Source organism: Sphingomonas sp. (assembly GCF_041661885.1).
Classification (GTDB): domain Bacteria; phylum Pseudomonadota; class Alphaproteobacteria; order Sphingomonadales; family Sphingomonadaceae; genus Sphingomonas.
Map to the genome: position 1 here is coordinate 1 of NZ_JBAZTL010000010.1, position 17,223 is coordinate 17,223.

The window sequence follows — 17,223 nt, forward strand, 5'->3', positions numbered from 1 at the left end:
TCGCCAAGATCGCCGACAACTGGCCCGCTGCCCGCTGGGATGAACTCATGCCGTGGAACTGGCGACCAGATCAGCAACCGATCGCCGAAGCCGCCTGATCTGCGGCCTCCAGCCCACGCTTACGTCGTACTCGCCCGGCTGGAGCAGCACCGGCATTCGATCGTGGACAGGCCGGATCGCCTCGTTGCAGTCGGTCATGACGCCCGAATAGACGTCGCCCCATTCCGCGCTCTGCCGCCATAGGCCAGCCCAGGCGAAGATCGGTTGCCCGTTCACGCTGAACCACGTTCGGGTTTTGGCACCCTTCGGCCCCTCGGCCTCGGCGAAGCCGGTGAGCGGGATCAGGCAGCGCCATTCGGGTTTGCGAGCGAGGCCGATCCACATGTTCTTGCTGACATCGGCAATGTTGTTGACGGGCTTAGGCTTCGATTCCGGTTTCATGCCTTTCAAACGCAGCGGAAAGCCCCACGTCATCGACTGGATGATGCGCGCGCCGTCCTGTTCGCGCACCACCAAGCCCGGCGAGCCCGGATAGCTTTCTTCAGGCGCGTTGAATTGCTGGACCGGCGCCGAAACACCGAAATGTGCGGCAACTTCGGCGGCGCTTTTTCGGACGGTGTAGAGATTGCACATGGCGGCATCCTATCACGGGATTGCCGAAACGCACTCGTTCAGAGAAGCGCCATCTGCGGCTGGAGCATCGGCGGTAGCTTGCCGCTTTTCCAGCGATCCTGCGTGTTGAGGATCGTCATCCGGTCGGCTGCGGTCGGCGGCCGGAACTGGAACGCGATCACATCCTGGATCGAACCGTGAAGCCAATGGTCGTATTCATCGCGTGCAAGCAGCGTGGGCATGCGGTCGTTGTAGGGCTCGACGAGCACGTTCGCGGTCATCGTCATGCCGGCGAAGACCGGGCCGAACTCGGGCGTGTTGCGGCAGAACCCGGCCCAGGCCACCAGGGGCTCACCGGCGACCGAGAACCATGTCCGGGTCTTTTCGCCGGGATCGCCGTCAGGATTCGCGAAATGGCTGACCGGGATCAGGCAGCGATAACGTGGATCGACGACGATATGCTCCCACATCGGATTGGTGAGATCGGCTACCAGGCCGAGCCGACCGGGTGGATCGCCGCGCAAGCGCATCTCGCGGGTAAGCCGAGGAAAGCCCCAGCTCATGTTCTTCAGCAGGCGGTGCCCATTGTTCTCGAGCACGACCAAGCCGGGATTGCCCTCGATTATTTCTGTCGGCACCGCGATCGGCGTCGGCACGTCTGCGCAAAAATCAGCGGCAATATCCGCTGCGCTTGCCATCACTGTATAGAGCCTAGACATGCGGCCCAAGCCTTTCGTACCGACTCGATCGACAGACTGATATCACGGAACAAAGGTCGAACAAAACATTTCGCAGGCTTGGCCTCGATCTATCGCTCGGCGTCGCGCGGCATAGAGCCCAATCCCTTCTCCAATGCCTCTTCTACCGTCGTGTTCTTCTCAGCGGCTCGCGCTGCGGAAGCGGCGAGCCATTTTAGGGTCGCGGGGTCTGCCAAGAAAAGGAAGGCAGTTCGCAGGTCTCCATCCATCGCACGGTAGCGGGTGATCACTTCGATCTCGTCGTCGCTGAGATCGAAGACATGGGCTTGGTATTCGTCTTCCTCCCGCTCGCGACGCAGGTCGCTGTGTTCGGGAATGTTCTGGCGTTCCCAATCCGACCGGTCTTCGAAAGGAACCTGGTGGTGTTTGATCGCCAGCGGGATCCAGTACATCCAATCGGGGATATGCTGACCTTCGCGCTCGAACCGTGCAGCACGCTTTTCGGTGGCCCTGTCGAAGCGGTCTCCTCCGCCGGGACCGGTATAGAGGTCGCTGTTGACGGCGCACGCGAAGAACGCCTTTGCCACATCTTTGTGCGACCATCCGAGCAGGCGACGCTGTTCTACAAGCCAGGTTCTGGCCTGCAAGGGTGTCTCCCATTCGGGGCCGGGCAACATCGCCCAACGATCTGCAAGCGTATCGCTGGTCATGTCCGCAACGCACTCCTTCTCCGAGCAAACCTACTATCGTTTTCGACCAGCCGCTGCCAGCATCCGCCCGTTGCAGGGATGCCGATGAGCTGCCGGGCGCTAGTTACCGAAAGTCGCGCGGCTTGACCTTGATACCCTCGGTCTGCTGGCCCGGAATGATCCCCGAGCCCAGCCTCAGGTCGGGGATGTAGATGTCGCGCGGCGGGCGCCCGAGCGTGCGCTCAGCGGGATCGCGCGGATCAGGGCCGACCGGGTTCTTCGCCACGTCGGCGCGGCTGGTCCGATAGATGTCGGCGACGTCGCTGCGATTGCCGACGCTGGCGAGCAGCGACGACAGATCGTCCAGCCGCTGCGCGATGACATGGATCACGTCGCCCTCGCGCTGGACCTGGCCGCGCACCCCCATCATCGAGGCACCAAGCACGGTTCGACGGTTGGCCTCGAACACCTTGGTCCAGACCACGAGATTGGCAACCTCGGTCTCGTCCTCAAGGGTGATGAACATGACGCCCTTGGCGGAACCCGGCTTTTGACGAACCAGCACGATCCCCGCAAGTTCGACATAGCGTCCGTCCCGAACCGTCTGCAGTTCCGCGCATGTGATCATCCGCCGCGCCTTCAGTTCGTCGCGCAGGAAGGCGAGCGGATGCGCGCGCAGGCTCAGCCCGGAGGCGCGATAGTCCTCAACCACTTCGGCACCATCGCCCATCGGCGCCAGCAGCACGGTCGGCTCGATCGCCTCCTGCCGCAGCTTGCCGTCGCGCTCGTCGGCGGCGGCGAACAGCGGCAGCGCCGCATCGCCAAGCCCCTTGACGTCCCACAGACCCTGGCGCCGGCTCGCGCCCAGCGAGGCAAAGCCGTCAGCATCGCCGATACGGTCGAGCGCGCCGCGGCCGACGCCGGCGCGGCGCTGGACCTCCTCGACGCTCGCGTAAGGATCATCGCCGCGCGCGGTGACGATCGCGGCGGCATCCGCGTTCGACAGGTCGCGCGCCATCCGCAGCCCGAGCCTCACCGCCTTGTAGCGCCCGTTGCTCGCTTCGAGCGTGCAGTCCCACCGGCTCGAATTGACATCGATCGGGCGAATTTCGACGCCGTGCCGGCGCGCGTCGCGGACGATCTGCGCGGGCGCGTAGAACCCCATCGGCTGGGCATTGAGCAGGGCCGCGCAGAACGCATCGGGATGATGGCATTTCATCCACGACGAGGCATAGGCGATCAGCGCGAAGCTCGCCGCGTGGCTTTCGGGGAAACCGTACGAGCCGAACCCCTCGATCTGCTTGAAGGTCTTTTCGGCAAATTCGCGTTCGTAGCCGCGCGTCACCATGCCCTCGATCAGCTTGTCGCGGAAATGCGATACGCCGCCGGTCAACTTGAACGTCGCCATCGCGCGGCGCAGCAGATCAGCCTCGCTCGCGGTGAACCCTGCGCACTCGATCGCGACGCGCATCGCCTGCTCCTGAAACAGTGGCACGCCGAGCGTCTTTTCGAGCACGCGGCGCAGATCGGGAGTCGGATAGGTCACTTCCTCCTGGCCGTTGCGGCGGCGGCGATAGGGATGGACCATGTCGCCCTGGATTGGCCCCGGACGGACGATTGCGACCTGGATGACGAGATCGTAGAAGGTGCGCGGCGCCATCAGCGGGATCGACGCCATCTGCGCGCGGCTCTCGATCTGGAACACGCCGAGCGTGTCGGCCTTGCGGATCATCGCGTAGGTTGCAGGGTCTTCAGCGGGGATCGTCGCAAGATCGACCTTCAGCCCCTTGTCGGTTTCGAGAAACTCGAACGCGCGGCGCATGCACGACAGCATCCCGAGCGCGAGCACATCGACCTTCATGAACCCGAGCGCGTCGATGTCGTCCTTGTCCCATTCGATGACCTGGCGGTCCTCCATCGCCGCAGGGTCGATCGGCACCAGTTCGTCGAGCCGGTCGCGGGTGAGCACGAATCCGCCCGGATGCTGCGACAGGTGGCGCGGCGTGTTGATCAGCATCCGCGCCAGTTCGAGCGTCAGCGCGAGACGCCGATCGCCGAGATCCATGTTGAGCTCGGCGGCGTGCTTCTCCTCGACCCCCTCGCGGCTCCAGCCCCACACCGAGGATGCAAGGCCGGCGGTGGCATCCTCGGACAGGCCGAGGGCCTTGCCGACCTCGCGCACTGCGCCGCGCGCGCGATAGCGGGTCACGACGGCGGTCAGCGCGCTCCGCGTCCGACCGTAGGTTTCGTAAATCCACTGGATCACTTCCTCGCGGCGCTCATGCTCGAAATCGACGTCGATGTCGGGCGGTTCGCGGCGCTCGGCCGAGACGAACCGCTCGAACAGCAGTTCGGAACGGACCGGATCGATCGAGGTGATCCCGAGCACATAGCAGACCGCCGAATTGGCCGCCGAGCCGCGCCCCTGGCACAGGATGTCCCTGCTCCGCGCGAACGCGACGATCGAATGGACCGTGAGGAAGTAGGGCGCGTAATCGAGCTGGGCGATCAGCCGAAGTTCGTGTTCGAGTTGTACGCAGACCTTGCCCTCAAGACCCTCCGGGTAGCGCTCGGGCGCCTTCTCCCAGGTCAGCCGTTCGAGTTCCTGCTGCGGCGTCCGGCCCGCCACCCGGATTTCGTCGGGATACTGGTATTTGAGCTCGTCGAGGCTGAACGTGCAGCGCGCCGCCATCTCGACACTGCGCGCGACCGGGCTCGTATCCTTCAGGTAGCGCCCGAACAATCGCTCCATTTCGGAGGCATGCTTGAGGTGACGGTCGGCGATACGTTCGCGCCGGTCGCCGAGCTGGTCGATCGTGCATTTCTCGCGGATGCAGGTGACGACATCCTGCAGCAGGCGACGATCGGGAGAATGATAAAGCACATCGCCCGTTGCGACCGTGGGGACCCGCGCCGATGCCGCGATCGCCGCGAGGTCGCGCAGCCGCACGGCATCGCGCGGATGGCGGCGGATCGACAGCGCTAGATAGGCGCGGTCGCCGAAGATGCGCCGGGTCCGCGCGATCCCAGCTTCGGTGGTCGCATCGGCGCGATCCGGCGCGAGCATCGCGATCAGCCCGTCATTCCACTCCTCGACGTCGGACCAATCGAGATGGCAGGCGCCCTTGCCGGCGCGTCCCTTGCCGACGCTGAGCAGACGGCACATCCGGCTGTAGGCGGCCCGGTCGGTCGGATAGACCAGCAGCGCAGTCCCGTCGGTCAGATCGAGCCGGCAGCCGACGATCGCGCGCACGCCGGTGGTCTTTTCGGCATCCCAGGCGCGGACGATCCCGGCTACCGAATTGCGATCGACGATGCCGAGCGCGGGCAGTCCGAGCAGGGCGGCCGCAGCGAACAGCTCCTCGGGCGACGAAGCACCGCGCAGGAAGCTGAAATGGGTCGTGACCTGAAGCTCGACATAGCCGACATCGCCGCATTCCGCGCGACCCGGCATCAGGCAAACGCGCCGTGGATGAACCAGCGCATCGTCCCGGTCGCCGGGTTCTCGCCGTCGCCGATGCGGAACAGCCAATAGCGGCCACCACCGGTCGTCTCGACCTGAAAATAGTCGCGCACGGCGTAGGGCCGTTCGGCCTCCAGTCCGGCGTCGCGCCACCATTCGCCGTGAAGGCGTTCGGGACCATCGGCCTGGGTCACGCGAAACCGCTTGCGCCGCCAGATGAACATCGCCGGCGGATGGTCCGGCAGCATGGCGGTCACGTCGATCGGCTCGGGGTTGCCGAGCATCCGGCACGGGCGCGGCAGATCGGCGTTCCATGCCGCGCCGCAACCTGCCGACAATGCCGCCGTCGCCTTCACCGACCGCTCGGGCATTGCGCTCGGCTCGGGTGTCGTACGGTAAAGATGCCGCTGCCCGAGTCGGTTGGCGAGCGCATCGACCAGCGCGTCGAGGTCGGGGCCACGCCGGGTAACGCTCTCCAGCCCATTTCCCTGTCGCGCGCCGAGCGGTTCGACCAATGGCGCCACCAGCGTCATTGCCTCGATGCCGTGACCGGGATCGATCGTCTCGATCTTCGCCGCCAGCAGCTTGGCGAGATGATGCGGATCGCGCGAAGGCGCCGCGGTGCCGACCCGGATCGCCTGATTGTGCCCGTCGACCCGGTGGAAATGACAATCGAGCCGGCGCGCGCCTTTGCCTATCCGCACAAGCTGCTCTGCGAGATCGGCGGCGAGATCGTCGATGACCTGGGCAAACGCCTCTGCGGTGACGAGCGGCTCCATGAAGCCGCGCCGGCAGCGCGGCTGCGCCTCGGGAAAGATCGGCTCGACCGGTTCGGCCGCGCTGCCGAGTGCTTGGTCGAGCCGACGGTGGAGCGTGCGACCGAACCGCTTGGCGAGCGGGCCGCGCGGTGTGCCGATCAACTGCTCGATCCGGTCGAACCCGAGCTTTCGCAGACCCTCGACCACGCCCGGTTCGAGCCGAAGTGCACCGACCGGCAGCAGCGCCATTGCCTTGCGGGTGTCGCCGGGCTCGATCGTCACCGGCCGCCCGGCGGGGACATGCCGCGCGACGGCATGTGCGCACCCGGCGGTGTCGGCGACGGCGATCTGCGCGGTCAGCCCGAACGCTGCGAGACGGCGGTGCAGATCCTTGATCAGCGCGCGCTCGGTGTCGAACAAGGAGGCGCAGCCGGTGATGTCGAGCCACAGACCATCGGGTGGATTGGGCGCGACGATCGGCGCGTAGCGCTGGCCCGTCCATAGAGCGAGGCGGCGGAGCCCTTCGAGATCGGCCTCCGGATCGGCGTCGATCACGTCGAGTCCGTCGGCGAACGACCGCGCCTTGGTGACGGTCATTCCCGGCGCGATGCCCAATGCGCGAGCGCCGGCATCGACCGACGCGACGATGCGCCGGCCATGATCGGGGATGGCAGTGACGAGCGCGACCGCTTCGGTACGACCGTCAGGCGGCGGCTTGGCGGTCTTCCGCCGCATCCGGTCGGTCGACCAGTGCGGTAGATAGACCGATACGACCCTGCGCATCGCACCCCTCCACGATCCATTGACGCGGCTCGCCCCCGCGCACCCGCTCCAGCGCGACTTGCCAGCGAGGCCGCCCCAGACTCGGAATGCCCAGAGGTTCGCTGGGCGCCGCGGCGATCCGCCATCGCGTTGTCGCAGCCGTGCCCTCCGCCGCCATTGCGGGGTTGGACGCGCGCCGAAACACGAACGCGGTGACCCCCGAACTTTCGGCGGCGAGCTGCAGCCGCTTGGACGCGGTCGTCGAGTATTTGGTAACCTCACCGACGACGCCGGCCAGACCGGCATGGCGCAGACACTCCTCCATCGCGAGCAGCACATTCGTATCGCTGCCCGCTTCGACATGGATCACGCGGTCGGGATGCAGTCCCGCGAGATGCAGCGCTGGGGCAAACAGATCGCGCCAGCGCAGACACCAGAAGACCGGCCCTTCGATGCGCGCGAGGATGCCGGCGAGGAAGATCGTGGCGCTGGCGTCATCAGCCAAGTCGGGACTGCCGGCAACCTCATGCAGCACGCCCGCCGCCAGACCACCGCCCGGCAGGTGACTGTCGAGCGCCTTGACGCCGAACGGGACCGCCGCGTGCCGGGCAGCCGTTCCCTCGACCTCGGCGATGCGGGCGCGCAATTCGGCAAGGACAGAAGATTGGCGCATGTCATCGAATAGACTCAGGGACGGTTGATTCGTTCCCTATCTGTTCCACAATCGCGCCGCGTGTCAATCGCCGGCCATGCGGATCGTCCACATGCCGATCCTAAAAAGCCTCTTCCCCCATATATATTTCGATGCTAGTCGAAATATCGAATCAAAGGAGAAATCGGCATGAAGCGCCTCCATTTGCACGTCAGCGTTCCGGACATCGACCAAGCGATCGGATTCTACACCACCCTGTTCGACACACCTCCGACGGTGACGAAGGACGACTATGCGAAGTGGATGCTCGAAGACCCGCGCGTCAATCTCGCGATCTCGTCGCGCGGGCGTTCGGCGGGGATCGATCATGTCGGCGTGCAGGTCGACAGCGCCGAGGAACTTGCCGAACTCGCGACACGGCTGAAGGCTGCCGGATCGACGACTTTCGATCAGGAAGCGACGACGTGCTGCTATGCGAAATCGGACAAGAGCTGGGTGACGGACACCGCCGGCGTGCGCTGGGAAACCTTCTTCACCCACGGCGAGGCGACGGCCTATGGCGAGGACGAGGTCATCCCCGACGCTTCGAGCGCCTACTGCGCCCCACCGCCGAACGCCAGCGCGGCGTGCTGCTGATGCACCTGCCAGCTGCACTCGAAGCGCTGTCGGCGCTGGCCCACGCCAGCCGTCTCGCGGTGTTCCGCCTGCTCGTACGCGCGGGCGAGGGCGGCCTGCCCGCAGGCGAGATCGCACGCGAGGTCGGCGCGCTCCCGAACACGCTCTCGACGCACCTGACGATCCTCGGTCACGCCGGCCTGGTTCGATCACAGCGTCATGGACGGTCAATCGTCTACTCCGCCGATTACGAGCGAATGCGCGACCTGCTCGGCTTTCTCATCGCAGACTGCTGCGGCGGGCGGCCTGAAATCTGCGGGTCGCTGGCAGACATGGCGCTCGAAGCCGACTGCTGCACGCGGTGATCGCATCCTGCCGAGCCGATGACCCCGCCTTTTATGACGCTCTGCGCGGCGCCGGGTTGCCCGTCGGCGATCTCTACGGCCCCGCGCAGCGCTACTTCGTCATGTCCGAGGCCAACCGACCGGTCGCGTTCGGCGGGATCGCCGGCGACGGCACCGATCGCCTGCTTCGTTCGCTGGTCGTCGTCCAGACCGCGCGCGGCATCGGGATGGGAAGCCGGATGATCGCGGCACTGATCGATGAGGCGCGCCGCGACGGCGCCACGAGGCTGTGGCTTCTGACGACCGACGCCGCCGACTTCTTCGCCGGAAATGGATGGCGCGTGGCCGATCGCGCCGACGCGCCTCCGGCGATCGCGACGGCGCCCCAGTTCGTGTCACTCTGCCCCGCCACGGCGACACTGCTGGTGCGCGAGCTCGCAGAATGACCCTTGCTCGCCGGATCGCAGCCGAGTTCGCCGGGACAGCTTTGCTCCTCGCCATCGTCGTCGGGTCTGGAATCATGGGAGCGCGGCTTGCCGCAGGAAACGATGCCATTGCGCTGCTCGGCAACACAATCGCGACCGGCGCAGGCCTCGTCGTGCTGATTCACATGTTCGATCCGGTGTCCGGCGCGCACTTCAATCCTGCGGTGACACTAACCGTCCTGCTCAAGCGCGAGACGACGGCGCGAACCGCGGTATTTTACGTCGTCGCGCAGCTCGCGGGAGCGATAATCGGTGTCTGGGCGGCACATGCGATGTTCGCCGAACCAATCCTCCAGATTTCGGCCAAGGCGCGCGACGGCGTGTCGCAGAGCTTCGCCGAATGCGTAGCGACATTCGGCCTGATCGGTACGATCCTCAGCACCCAGCGCGCCCGGCCCGACTTCACTCCCATTGCAGTGGGTCTCTACATCACCGCTGCGTACTGGTTCACCGCATCGACGTCGTTCGCCAACCCGGCCGTGACCGTTGCCCGCAGCCTGTCGAATACCTTTACCGGGATCGCTCCCGCGTCGGTCGCGGGCTTCATCGCGGGACAGCTGGCCGGCACACTCGCCGCCGTGGCGTTCTTCGGCTGGCTCCTGAAAGAGGAGACGCGAACGTGACCAATGCTTTCCCGATCACGATCTACCACAATCCCGATTGCGGCACGTCGCGCAACGCGCTCGCGATGATTGAAGCAGCCGGATACGCGCCAACGATCGTGGAATATCTCAAGGTCGGCTGGACTCGACATCGGCTCGACGAGATCCTCGCAGCGATCGGTGCGACGCCGCGCGACATCCTTCGCGAAAAGGGAACGCCTGCCGCAGAACTCGGTCTGCTCGAACCGTCGGTTGGCGACGACGCGGTGATCGAGGCGATGATTGCACACCCGATTCTCGTGAATCGGCCGATCGTGATGACGCCGAAGGGTGTCGCACTATGCCGACCATCGGAGGCCGTTCTGCCACTGCTGGAACGCGCAGTTACCAGCTTCACGAAAGAGGACGGCGAAATCGTCAGCCCCTGACGTCTCGTCATGTCCGTCCATGCCGGCGACGCATCCATTGCACCGACGCTTTGAGCGCGTCTTGGCCGGTGCGTCGTGCGCGACCGGCTCCGCCAAGCGATTGATGACCGACCGGCCGTGAGCGATGCGGCCGTTCAAGCCACCTCCAGCAAGGCGTCCATCACCGGACAGCGGGGAACGTCACCGCCCTCGCAGCGATCCGACACGTTGGCCAGCGTCCGCTCGAGTCGAGCCAGATCCCTGATCTTGATCCTTACGTCTTCGAGGTGGCGCCGGGTAAGCGCCAACACGTCCCCGCACGTATATTCATGTGAATCCGCGAGGCTGAGGAGGCTGCGCAGTTCCTCGACCGAAAAACCGAGCTCGCGGCCCCGCAGAATGAACCCGAGCCGGGCCTGATCGCCGGGAGAATAGACCCGGTGCCCGCTGTTGGTTCGGTCGGGCGCCGCAAGAAGCGCGATATTCTCATAGTATCGGATCGTCTCGATGTTGCACCCGAAACGCTTGGCAAGCGCACCGCGCTTGAGAGAATGGTCGGCGGCAGCGAATGGCATCGAAATTAGCCCTTGAACCTGTAGCTACTACAGGAACTACATGGTGATGAGGCCGAAATCGAGAGCAAAGCATGATGGCGAAGGCAGGAATGGACGTCGAGCGTTCGAAGCCGCGCCGTGACGGCAAGAATTCGAGCGGCTGGCTTGCCGCAGGCGGCGTGGCCGGCGCGGTGCTGGCGTCGTCTTGCTGCATCGTTCCGCTTGTGCTCGTCACGCTGGGCGTGTCGGGCGCCTGGATCGGCAGCCTCACCGCGCTCGAACCCTACAAACCCTGTTTCGTGGTCGTGACGCTGGTCTTTCTCGCGGGCGGCTTCTGGCATGTCTATTTTCGAAGCAAGCCGGACTGCGTCGATGGCAGTTACTGCGCTCGTCCCGAATCCAGCCTTATCACCCAGGCGGCGCTTTGGGGCGCGACGATTCTCGTCCTGCTCGCCATGACGCTGCAATGGTGGGCACCCCTGTTTTACTAGGAGAACCGATATGAGACGCCACCTGACCATCGCCCTTGCTGGCCTCGCCAGTATTGCGGGCTTCACCGCCATCATCGTCGCGCCGACCGGTGCAGCCATTGCCGCGCCGGCGAGCGAGCAGACCAAGACGTTCGCGATCAAGAACATGACCTGCCCAACCTGCCCGATCACCGTGAAGACCGCGATGAGCAGGGTTACCGGCGTCAAGCTGGTCAAGATCGACTTCGCCGCGAAGACCGCGACGGTCACCTACGACGCCGCGATCGCGACGCCCGCGAAGATCGCCGCCGCATCGACCGATGTCGGCTATCCGGCACAGCTTCAAGGCGGCTGATTATCCGATTGAGCAACTGAGCGGACGAAGGGCCTTTCATGGAATTGCAATCCTCCCTGACGTGCCCGCAGTGCGGACACGTCGAGACCGAGACGATGCCAACCAACGCTTGCCAGTTTTTCTATGACTGCAAGGGCTGTGGCGTGGTGCTTCGCCCGCTCGCGGGCGATTGCTGCGTGTTCTGCTCCTACGGCACAATTCCCTGTCCGCCGATCCAGGAGGCACGCGCCACCGGAACCGCGCCCTGCTGTCAGGTCGGCGCGTCGCCGTGATGCGATCGTTCGACCTGATCGTGCTCGGCGTCGGCATGGCGGCGGTAAGCGCGGCGGAGAAATGTGCTGCAGCGGGTTGGTCCGTCGCGGTGGTCGACGAGCTGCCCTATGGCGGGACATGTGCGCTGCGAGGGTGCGACCCGAAGAAGCTCCTCCGCCGGGGCGCCGAGATCATCAACGACGCTCGATTGATGCGCGGCAAGGGCGTCGATGATGATGGCATCAGAATCAACTGGCCGGACCTGGTCGCGTTCAAGCGCAGCTTCACCGACAAGATTCCCAAGCGGATAGAAAGCGGCCTCGACGAAAAAGGCATCGCGACCTTTCATGGCCAAGCGCGCTTTCTCAACGAGAACACGGTCGAGATCGACGGGCAGGGCCGCCTGCAAGGCCGCTACGTTCTGATCGCGACCGGCGCGGAGCCAAGACCGCTTGCGATGGCTGGCGCCGAACATGTAATCGACAATGCCGCCTTCATGGACCTCGACCACCTTCCCCGGCGCATCCTGTTTATCGGTGGCGGGTATATTTCGTTCGAGTTCGCGCATCTCGCGATCCGCGCGGGCAGCAGCATCGGCATTGTCGACCATGGCGGGCGACCGCTCAAGGGTTTCGACCCCGATCTCGTCGAGCGACTGCTTAAGCACAGCCGCAAACTCGGCATCGACGTGCTGCTGGATACCGAGCTCCAGTCGATCGAGCGCGGCGCGGAAGGGTATTCGGTACGGACAAGATCGGGTGCCGGCACGGCGGAACTGACGTTCGATCTGGTCGTCCACGGCGCCGGCAGAATCCCGTCGATCGATCGTCTGGGCCTCGCCGCCGCGGGGATCGAGCGGACGATCGCCGGCATCCGAGTGAACGAGCACCTGCAAAGTGTCTCCAACCCGGCCGTCTATGCCGCCGGTGATGCCGCCGATACGCCGGGGCCGCGACTGACGCCGGTCGCCGTGTTCGAAGGCAAGGTCGCGGCGTCGAACATGCTCAAGGGCAATCATGCCGAGCCGGATTACCGCGGGGTTCCCAGCGTCGTCTTCACGATTCCCGAACTCGCCCGCGTCGGGATGCTCGAAGCCGAGGCGCGAGACGCGGGGCACGACGTGCGCGTCGTTCTCAACGATACGGGCGAGTGGTTTTCCAATTTCCGTGTCGGCGAGTCGTGCGCCGCCACGAAGATCATCGTCGACGCAAAGGCCGATACCATTCTTGGCGCCCACCTGCTGGGTCCGGGCTATGCCGAGCTGATCAATTATTGCGGCCTCGCCATTCGCCTCGGACTGAAGACCGGCGACTTGAAGAAGATGGTCGCCGCCTATCCCACCGTGACGTCCGATCTCGGTTCGATCCTGTGATGCCGACATAGCTGGCCGCTGCGAGGGATCAGGATTAAATTGCCGATCTCCGCCGGGGCAAGGGCCTGCATCGGAAAACATCCGGCACCCTGAGCGAGGATCATCCTATCGTCGGACCGGCTCGCCCGCGCCCTAGCGACCAGCTCACGCCTGCATCCCGGAGAATGCCGGACACCGGCTTGCCCACCCGCGCCTCCAGCACCGGCCGCCACGGCACCAGCGTGAAATCGCGCGACCGCTCAATCACCGCGAACCGGCCGCTCGCAAGATCGACCCGGCGACGATAGAGGCCGTCGATCCGGGCGCCGGGCGCGCTCTCGCCAAACGGCAGCGCCAGTTCATCTGACAGCTGCCCCGCGACGCGCAGCAGTTCGCGCCGCTGGAGCACGGCAAGCAGATCCGGCCGGTAGGCCGCCGCGCCGGCCCTATCCTCGGCCAGCCCTTGCGATATTAGCCATTGCCCGCGGCGCACCTGAGCGGCCTGAACTTCGTGACCGAACCCCGCGTCCCGAATGGGCGTCGGCGCGCCGGCCAGGGCTTCGCGGTCGAGCCAGGTCGCTGCGTCGGCATCGACCAGCCTGTCCAGTGGCAAGGCCGACAGCAATTCGACCGCGACGGGCCGGTCACGCAGCATCGCCTTCTCGTGTGCCGCGACGCGGTCGAGATGGTCGGGCGCGACCGTCCAGGCGCCGGCCGGATCGCGCACCACGCCGGCGCCCGCCCGACGCAGACTTTCGAGCCTGCGGACGTGGGTTTCGGCAAAGTCCTGCGTGGCTGTCGGATCGTGACGGAGGTGCGCGTCGATATCGTAGCGGCCGCCATTGGCGGCAGCGACCGCGGCAACGGTGCGATCGACCGCTCGTTCTGCGATGCGTCGCGGCTCGATCCGCACGATTGCGCCGGCCGGCGTCGGCTCGGTCGCGCCGCCCTTGCCGATCGCGACATAGTGGCTGCGGCCGTCGGTCGCATCGACGATCAGGTAATGCCGGTCGGCATGCTCGTCGGCGAGTCCGCGCGCGATCACGCGACCGACCAGCGGCGCGGCACTCTCCGAAGCCGGATCGTAGATCGCCTGATCGGTGGCGGGCCGATCGATCACGGCGCGCGTGAACGCACGCTGCATCGTGCGGATGATATCGCCTCGCTCGCCCATCGCCTTCAGCGTGGCGTCGAGGTCGGGCGCGAGACGCCAGCGGCCCGCGCCGATCGGCTCGGCCAGGCCGAGCCGCGCGAGCTTGGACAGCCTGCCGCTGCGCAGCGTCTGTTCGAGCGCGGTCGGCCCGTCCGCTGCGACCGCGCGATCGGTGCCGATCCCGCGCAGCAGCGCGCGGTCGATCGAGGTCCGCCGTTCCTGCTCGACTTCGGCGCGCAACGCCTGCTCGATCTCACGCACCGAGCGCGGGCCGAGATCGATATCGACCAGCTCAGCCGCGCGCTCGCGCATCCCGCTGGTCAGATAGTCGCGCGCGATAACCAGATCGGCGCCGAGGTGATCCTTCCCCCGCACGACGATGTGCGTGTGGGGATGACCGGTGTTGAAGTGATCGACCGCGACCCAGTCGAGCTTCGTCCCGAGGTCTTCCTCGACTCGTTGCATCAGCCGCCGGGTCAGCGGCTTTAGGTCGTCATAGTCGGCGCCATCCTCTGGCGAGACGATGAAGCGGAACTGGTGGCGGTCGCCGCTCGCCCGCTCGCGGAATGCCTTGCCGTCCAGGGCATCGGCATCGGAACCGTAGAGCGCGCCCGGCTGACCCTCGCGCGTGGTTCCGTCGCGCTGGAGATAGCGCAAGTGCGCGGCAGCGCCCGCCAGTCCTTTGCCTGCGAGCTTGACGATGCTCGCCTTGATGATGACGCGGCGCCGCGCGTAGGCAGCGGTTCCGCCGCGGCTGGCGAGCATCCGGCCGATGCCCGCACCACGGCCGATCCGGCTGCCCGAAAAGCCCTTCCGGTTGCCGAGCATCGCCGCCCCGCCACGCGCTAGATTGGCGGCGGCGAGCACGCGGCCGAGATAGGTGCGCGCGCCTCCGCGGTGGCGGATGCGCCCGAGGCGCGGTTCGAACTCGTTCTCTTCGGCCATGGCATCGTGTCTCGGGCATGTGCGCGCATCGACCATGGCGCGATCGCGGTATCGTGAAAACCGGTGCCGGCCAGAACGGCGGAAGTCTGCGCCTCATGCTCCGAACGGCACCCCCGAGCGAACGGGTGCCTGCGCCGTTCGGTGCCTTCGGGGTCGGCGAGATCGCCCTTCCGGAGCATCGACACGGCCGATTATTGTCCGAAATATGTCTACAGATTTCGGACATGACAGACCTTGAGCTTTGTCCGAAATCTGTATACATATTTCGGACATGACCGACCTCAAGCCAGACATCAAAGGCACGATCCAGCGTCGCATGCGCGACGATCCCAAACGCAAGGTCTGGATCGTTTCCGACTTCATCGACCTCGGCGCGCGTGACGCGGTCGACAAGGCGTTGCAGCGCCTCGCCAGCGCGGGCGACATCCGCCGCATCGATCGCGGCCTCTATGACCGACCGAGCCGCAACCGGCTGACCCAGAGCGACAACCCGCCCGATCCGCGCGCCGTGATCGACGCAATCGTGCGCCGCGACCAGATCCGTATCCTCGTCGACGGGATGACCGCGGCGAATGACCTCGGACTGACCAACGCCGTTCCGGCGAAGATCGTCGTGCATACCGACGCCAGACTGAAACGCATTAAACTCGGCAAGCTGGAGATCACCTTCAAGCTCACCGCAGCGAGCAAGCTGCATTGGGCCGGGCGCCCGGCAATGCGCATCGTCCAGGCGCTTCACTGGCTGCGCGATACCGGCATGAACGACGACGCCGCCGTCGGCACGCGCTGGAAGCTGCATTCGGTGATCGACAAGGACTCGACCGGTGCGATCCGCGCCGATCTGCTCGACGGTCTCGCCACGCTCCCGACATGGATGCAGGACTTTCTCAAGCCGATCCTCTAGGCTGCGGTCGATGAACCCCGCCTTCGACGAAGTCATTTCGGCAGACGACGACACCAGGGCCGGGCTGTTCACGACGACGGCACAACGCCTCGGCACGACGCCGCAGAATACCGAAAAGGACTTCTGGGTATGCTGGGTGCTCGACGCCCTCTTCAACGGTCGCGCCGAGGGTCCGAGATTGCTGTTCAAGGGCGGCACGTCGCTGTCGAAGGGATTCGGGCTGATCAGCCGCTTTTCCGAAGACATTGATGTCACGGTGTTTCGCGACGATCTCGGCCAGGCCCATTCGATCGAGGAACTGGCCGGATTGAGCGGCAAGAAACGCAAGGGGGCGCTCGCTGCGATCAAGGCAGCCTGCGAGGCGTACATCACCGGTCCGCTGCTTGCCGATCTGAGCGCCATCGCCGTCCAGGCCTGCAAACGAAACGGGCTTCCCGCGACCGCGCTCGAAATCCTTCGCCACCCGAAGGACGACCAGACCCTCCTGGTGCGATATCCGGCGGCGACGCCGTCCGACAGCTACGTCGACCAGCAGGTCAAGATCGAGTCGGGCGCGAAGTCGGCGCTCGACCCGAATTCGCTGTGCACCATCCGGCCGTATGTCGATGACGATGCGCCGGGCCTCGACCTCGCCGTGCCAGGCATCACCGTGGTCGATGCGGAACGCACCTTCTGGGACAAAGTCGTCATCCTGCACGGACAGCGGCAGTGGTTCATCAATCGCGGCGAACTGCAGGGCGGCGGCAACCGGGTGTCGAGACACTATTACGACGTCCATACGCTGATGGCATCGGACGAGGGCAAGCGCGCCATGGACGACCCGGCACTGGGTCGGGATTGCGTCGCGCATGCGCGCATGTTCTTCGACAGAAAGCCCTACAACCTCGCCATCGCCGAACCGCCCACGTTCACGCTGGTGCCCGAGGGCGAGATGCACGACGTGCTCCGACGCGATTATGGCGCCATGTCGGCGATGATATTCGGCACCCCGCCACGCTTCGATGCGGTCATCGAAAGCGTCGCCGGGCTCGAGGAAGTCGTGAACCGCGTCTAGCGTTTGCCGTCTGGCGGAACCGTCCACACCGGTCGCGCCGCGCCGACCAGTCGAAAGGCGATCCTCCGATCGACCGTGATCGCCGATCGGCTCGCTCG

The 17,223-nt window shown here is 65.6% G+C and carries 18 protein-coding genes and 1 pseudogene; 11 read left to right on the forward strand and 8 right to left on the reverse strand.

The genetic code is table 11. The annotated features are described in order from the left end of the window. Window positions 1-123: 123 nt before the first annotated feature. From WC704_RS16070 to WC704_RS16095, 6 genes and pseudogenes are all read right to left on the reverse strand, one after another. Window positions 124-633, reverse strand: a pseudogene (locus tag WC704_RS16070) (SOS response-associated peptidase); the annotation flags it as partial. A 38-nt stretch (window positions 634-671) separates the two neighbouring features. Further along, window positions 672-1,310 carry an SOS response-associated peptidase family protein gene (locus WC704_RS16075; protein WP_372891720.1) on the reverse strand — a complete coding sequence of 213 codons (639 nt, stop codon included), beginning with the start codon at window positions 1,308-1,310 and terminating at the stop codon, window positions 672-674. A gap of 110 nt (window positions 1,311-1,420) precedes the next feature. Next, window positions 1,421-2,020: a hypothetical protein gene (locus WC704_RS16080; protein WP_372891722.1), complete on the reverse strand. Its 600-nt coding sequence runs from the start codon at window positions 2,018-2,020 to the stop codon at window positions 1,421-1,423. Window positions 2,021-2,123: 103 nt separating this feature from the next. Then, complete coding sequence (locus tag WC704_RS16085; RefSeq protein WP_372891724.1) at window positions 2,124-5,453, reverse strand: error-prone DNA polymerase; 3,330 nt, start codon at window positions 5,451-5,453, stop codon at window positions 2,124-2,126. Further along, the gene (locus WC704_RS16090) at window positions 5,453-7,003 is read right to left on the reverse strand and encodes a DUF6504 family protein (protein WP_372891726.1); all 1,551 of its coding nucleotides are present in this window, start codon (window positions 7,001-7,003) and stop codon (window positions 5,453-5,455) included. Before WC704_RS16090 ends, WC704_RS16085 begins: the two co-directional genes overlap by 1 nt. Next, window positions 6,924-7,655, reverse strand: a complete 732-nt coding sequence (locus WC704_RS16095) for an ImuA family protein (RefSeq protein WP_372891728.1) — start codon at window positions 7,653-7,655, stop codon at window positions 6,924-6,926. Before WC704_RS16095 ends, WC704_RS16090 begins: the two co-directional genes overlap by 80 nt. 168 nt (window positions 7,656-7,823) lie before the next feature. Here WC704_RS16095 and WC704_RS16100 point away from each other — a divergent pair, with 168 nt between their 5' ends. Genes WC704_RS16100 through arsC form a run of 5 tightly spaced genes read left to right on the forward strand, consistent with a single transcriptional unit; the run spans window position 7,824 to window position 10,108 of the window. Beyond that, a complete protein-coding gene (locus WC704_RS16100; RefSeq protein WP_372891730.1) occupies window positions 7,824-8,270 on the forward strand; it encodes an ArsI/CadI family heavy metal resistance metalloenzyme in 447 nt (148 codons plus the stop codon). Further along, a complete protein-coding gene (locus tag WC704_RS16105) occupies window positions 8,270-8,614 on the forward strand; it encodes an ArsR/SmtB family transcription factor (RefSeq protein WP_372891853.1) in 345 nt (114 codons plus the stop codon). Before WC704_RS16100 ends, WC704_RS16105 begins: the two co-directional genes overlap by 1 nt. Further along, a complete protein-coding gene (locus WC704_RS16110) occupies window positions 8,611-9,039 on the forward strand; it encodes a GNAT family N-acetyltransferase (RefSeq protein ID WP_372891732.1) in 429 nt (142 codons plus the stop codon). The genes WC704_RS16105 and WC704_RS16110 overlap by 4 nt, the downstream gene beginning before the upstream one ends. Continuing rightward, entirely contained in the window at window positions 9,036-9,701 is a 666-nt protein-coding gene (locus WC704_RS16115; protein WP_372891734.1) for an aquaporin, read from the forward strand. Before WC704_RS16110 ends, WC704_RS16115 begins: the two co-directional genes overlap by 4 nt. Next, a complete protein-coding gene (gene arsC, locus WC704_RS16120) occupies window positions 9,698-10,108 on the forward strand; it encodes an arsenate reductase (glutaredoxin) (protein ID WP_372891736.1) in 411 nt (136 codons plus the stop codon). The genes WC704_RS16115 and arsC overlap by 4 nt, the downstream gene beginning before the upstream one ends. 134 nt (window positions 10,109-10,242) lie before the next feature. Here arsC and WC704_RS16125 read toward each other — a convergent pair whose 3' ends face one another. Next, on the reverse strand, window positions 10,243-10,662 hold the full coding sequence (locus WC704_RS16125) for a helix-turn-helix domain-containing protein (protein WP_372891738.1): 420 nt from the start codon (window positions 10,660-10,662) through the stop codon (window positions 10,243-10,245). A 71-nt stretch (window positions 10,663-10,733) separates the two neighbouring features. Here WC704_RS16125 and WC704_RS16130 point away from each other — a divergent pair, with 71 nt between their 5' ends. The 4 genes from WC704_RS16130 to WC704_RS16145 are packed head-to-tail and all read left to right on the forward strand — an operon-like array spanning window position 10,734 to window position 13,090. Further along, window positions 10,734-11,132 (forward strand): mercuric transporter MerT family protein, encoded by a 399-nt coding sequence (locus WC704_RS16130; protein ID WP_372891740.1) that lies wholly within the window; start codon window positions 10,734-10,736, stop codon window positions 11,130-11,132. 10 nt (window positions 11,133-11,142) lie between these two features. Beyond that, window positions 11,143-11,466, forward strand: coding sequence for a heavy-metal-associated domain-containing protein (locus tag WC704_RS16135; RefSeq protein ID WP_372891742.1), 324 nt, complete (start codon window positions 11,143-11,145; stop codon window positions 11,464-11,466). A gap of 38 nt (window positions 11,467-11,504) precedes the next feature. After that, complete coding sequence (locus tag WC704_RS16140; RefSeq protein WP_372891744.1) at window positions 11,505-11,738, forward strand: GDCCVxC domain-containing (seleno)protein; 234 nt, start codon at window positions 11,505-11,507, stop codon at window positions 11,736-11,738. Continuing rightward, window positions 11,738-13,090, forward strand: coding sequence for an NAD(P)/FAD-dependent oxidoreductase (locus tag WC704_RS16145; RefSeq protein ID WP_372891855.1), 1,353 nt, complete (start codon window positions 11,738-11,740; stop codon window positions 13,088-13,090). Before WC704_RS16140 ends, WC704_RS16145 begins: the two co-directional genes overlap by 1 nt. 100 nt (window positions 13,091-13,190) lie before the next feature. On the opposite strand, the gene rlxS is transcribed toward WC704_RS16145, so the two are convergent. Beyond that, window positions 13,191-15,203: a relaxase/mobilization nuclease RlxS gene (rlxS, locus tag WC704_RS16150; protein ID WP_372891746.1), complete on the reverse strand. Its 2,013-nt coding sequence runs from the start codon at window positions 15,201-15,203 to the stop codon at window positions 13,191-13,193. 235 nt (window positions 15,204-15,438) lie between these two features. Between rlxS and WC704_RS16155 the strand changes: the two genes are divergently transcribed. Both WC704_RS16155 and WC704_RS16160 read left to right on the forward strand, forming a co-directional pair. After that, window positions 15,439-16,071 (forward strand): DUF6088 family protein, encoded by a 633-nt coding sequence (locus WC704_RS16155; protein ID WP_372891748.1) that lies wholly within the window; start codon window positions 15,439-15,441, stop codon window positions 16,069-16,071. A 10-nt stretch (window positions 16,072-16,081) separates the two neighbouring features. After that, a complete protein-coding gene (locus tag WC704_RS16160; protein ID WP_372891750.1) occupies window positions 16,082-17,125 on the forward strand; it encodes a nucleotidyl transferase AbiEii/AbiGii toxin family protein in 1,044 nt (347 codons plus the stop codon). Window positions 17,126-17,223 lie beyond the last annotated feature (98 nt).

What these genes read in the sequence shown, in the direction of transcription:
- WC704_RS16140 (WP_372891744.1), top strand. Translation starts at nt 11,505, where the DNA reads ATGGAATTGCAATCCTCCCTGACGTGCCCGCAGTGCGGACACGTCGAG.
- WC704_RS16075 (WP_372891720.1), bottom strand. Translation starts at nt 1,310, where the DNA reads ATGGCAAGCGCAGCGGATATTGCCGCTGATTTTTGCGCAGACGTGCCG.
- WC704_RS16125 (WP_372891738.1), bottom strand. Translation starts at nt 10,662, where the DNA reads ATGCCATTCGCTGCCGCCGACCATTCTCTCAAGCGCGGTGCGCTTGCC.
- WC704_RS16085 (WP_372891724.1), bottom strand. Translation starts at nt 5,453, where the DNA reads ATGCCGGGTCGCGCGGAATGCGGCGATGTCGGCTATGTCGAGCTTCAG.
- WC704_RS16090 (WP_372891726.1), bottom strand. Translation starts at nt 7,003, where the DNA reads ATGCGCAGGGTCGTATCGGTCTATCTACCGCACTGGTCGACCGACCGG.
- WC704_RS16100 (WP_372891730.1), top strand. Translation starts at nt 7,824, where the DNA reads ATGAAGCGCCTCCATTTGCACGTCAGCGTTCCGGACATCGACCAAGCG.
- WC704_RS16145 (WP_372891855.1), top strand. Translation starts at nt 11,738, where the DNA reads ATGCGATCGTTCGACCTGATCGTGCTCGGCGTCGGCATGGCGGCGGTA.
- WC704_RS16105 (WP_372891853.1), top strand. Translation starts at nt 8,270, where the DNA reads ATGCACCTGCCAGCTGCACTCGAAGCGCTGTCGGCGCTGGCCCACGCC.
- WC704_RS16130 (WP_372891740.1), top strand. Translation starts at nt 10,734, where the DNA reads ATGATGGCGAAGGCAGGAATGGACGTCGAGCGTTCGAAGCCGCGCCGT.
- WC704_RS16160 (WP_372891750.1), top strand. Translation starts at nt 16,082, where the DNA reads ATGAACCCCGCCTTCGACGAAGTCATTTCGGCAGACGACGACACCAGG.
- WC704_RS16155 (WP_372891748.1), top strand. Translation starts at nt 15,439, where the DNA reads ATGACCGACCTCAAGCCAGACATCAAAGGCACGATCCAGCGTCGCATG.
- WC704_RS16080 (WP_372891722.1), bottom strand. Translation starts at nt 2,020, where the DNA reads ATGACCAGCGATACGCTTGCAGATCGTTGGGCGATGTTGCCCGGCCCC.
- WC704_RS16115 (WP_372891734.1), top strand. Translation starts at nt 9,036, where the DNA reads ATGACCCTTGCTCGCCGGATCGCAGCCGAGTTCGCCGGGACAGCTTTG.
- WC704_RS16135 (WP_372891742.1), top strand. Translation starts at nt 11,143, where the DNA reads ATGAGACGCCACCTGACCATCGCCCTTGCTGGCCTCGCCAGTATTGCG.
- WC704_RS16095 (WP_372891728.1), bottom strand. Translation starts at nt 7,655, where the DNA reads ATGCGCCAATCTTCTGTCCTTGCCGAATTGCGCGCCCGCATCGCCGAG.
- rlxS (WP_372891746.1), bottom strand. Translation starts at nt 15,203, where the DNA reads ATGGTCGATGCGCGCACATGCCCGAGACACGATGCCATGGCCGAAGAG.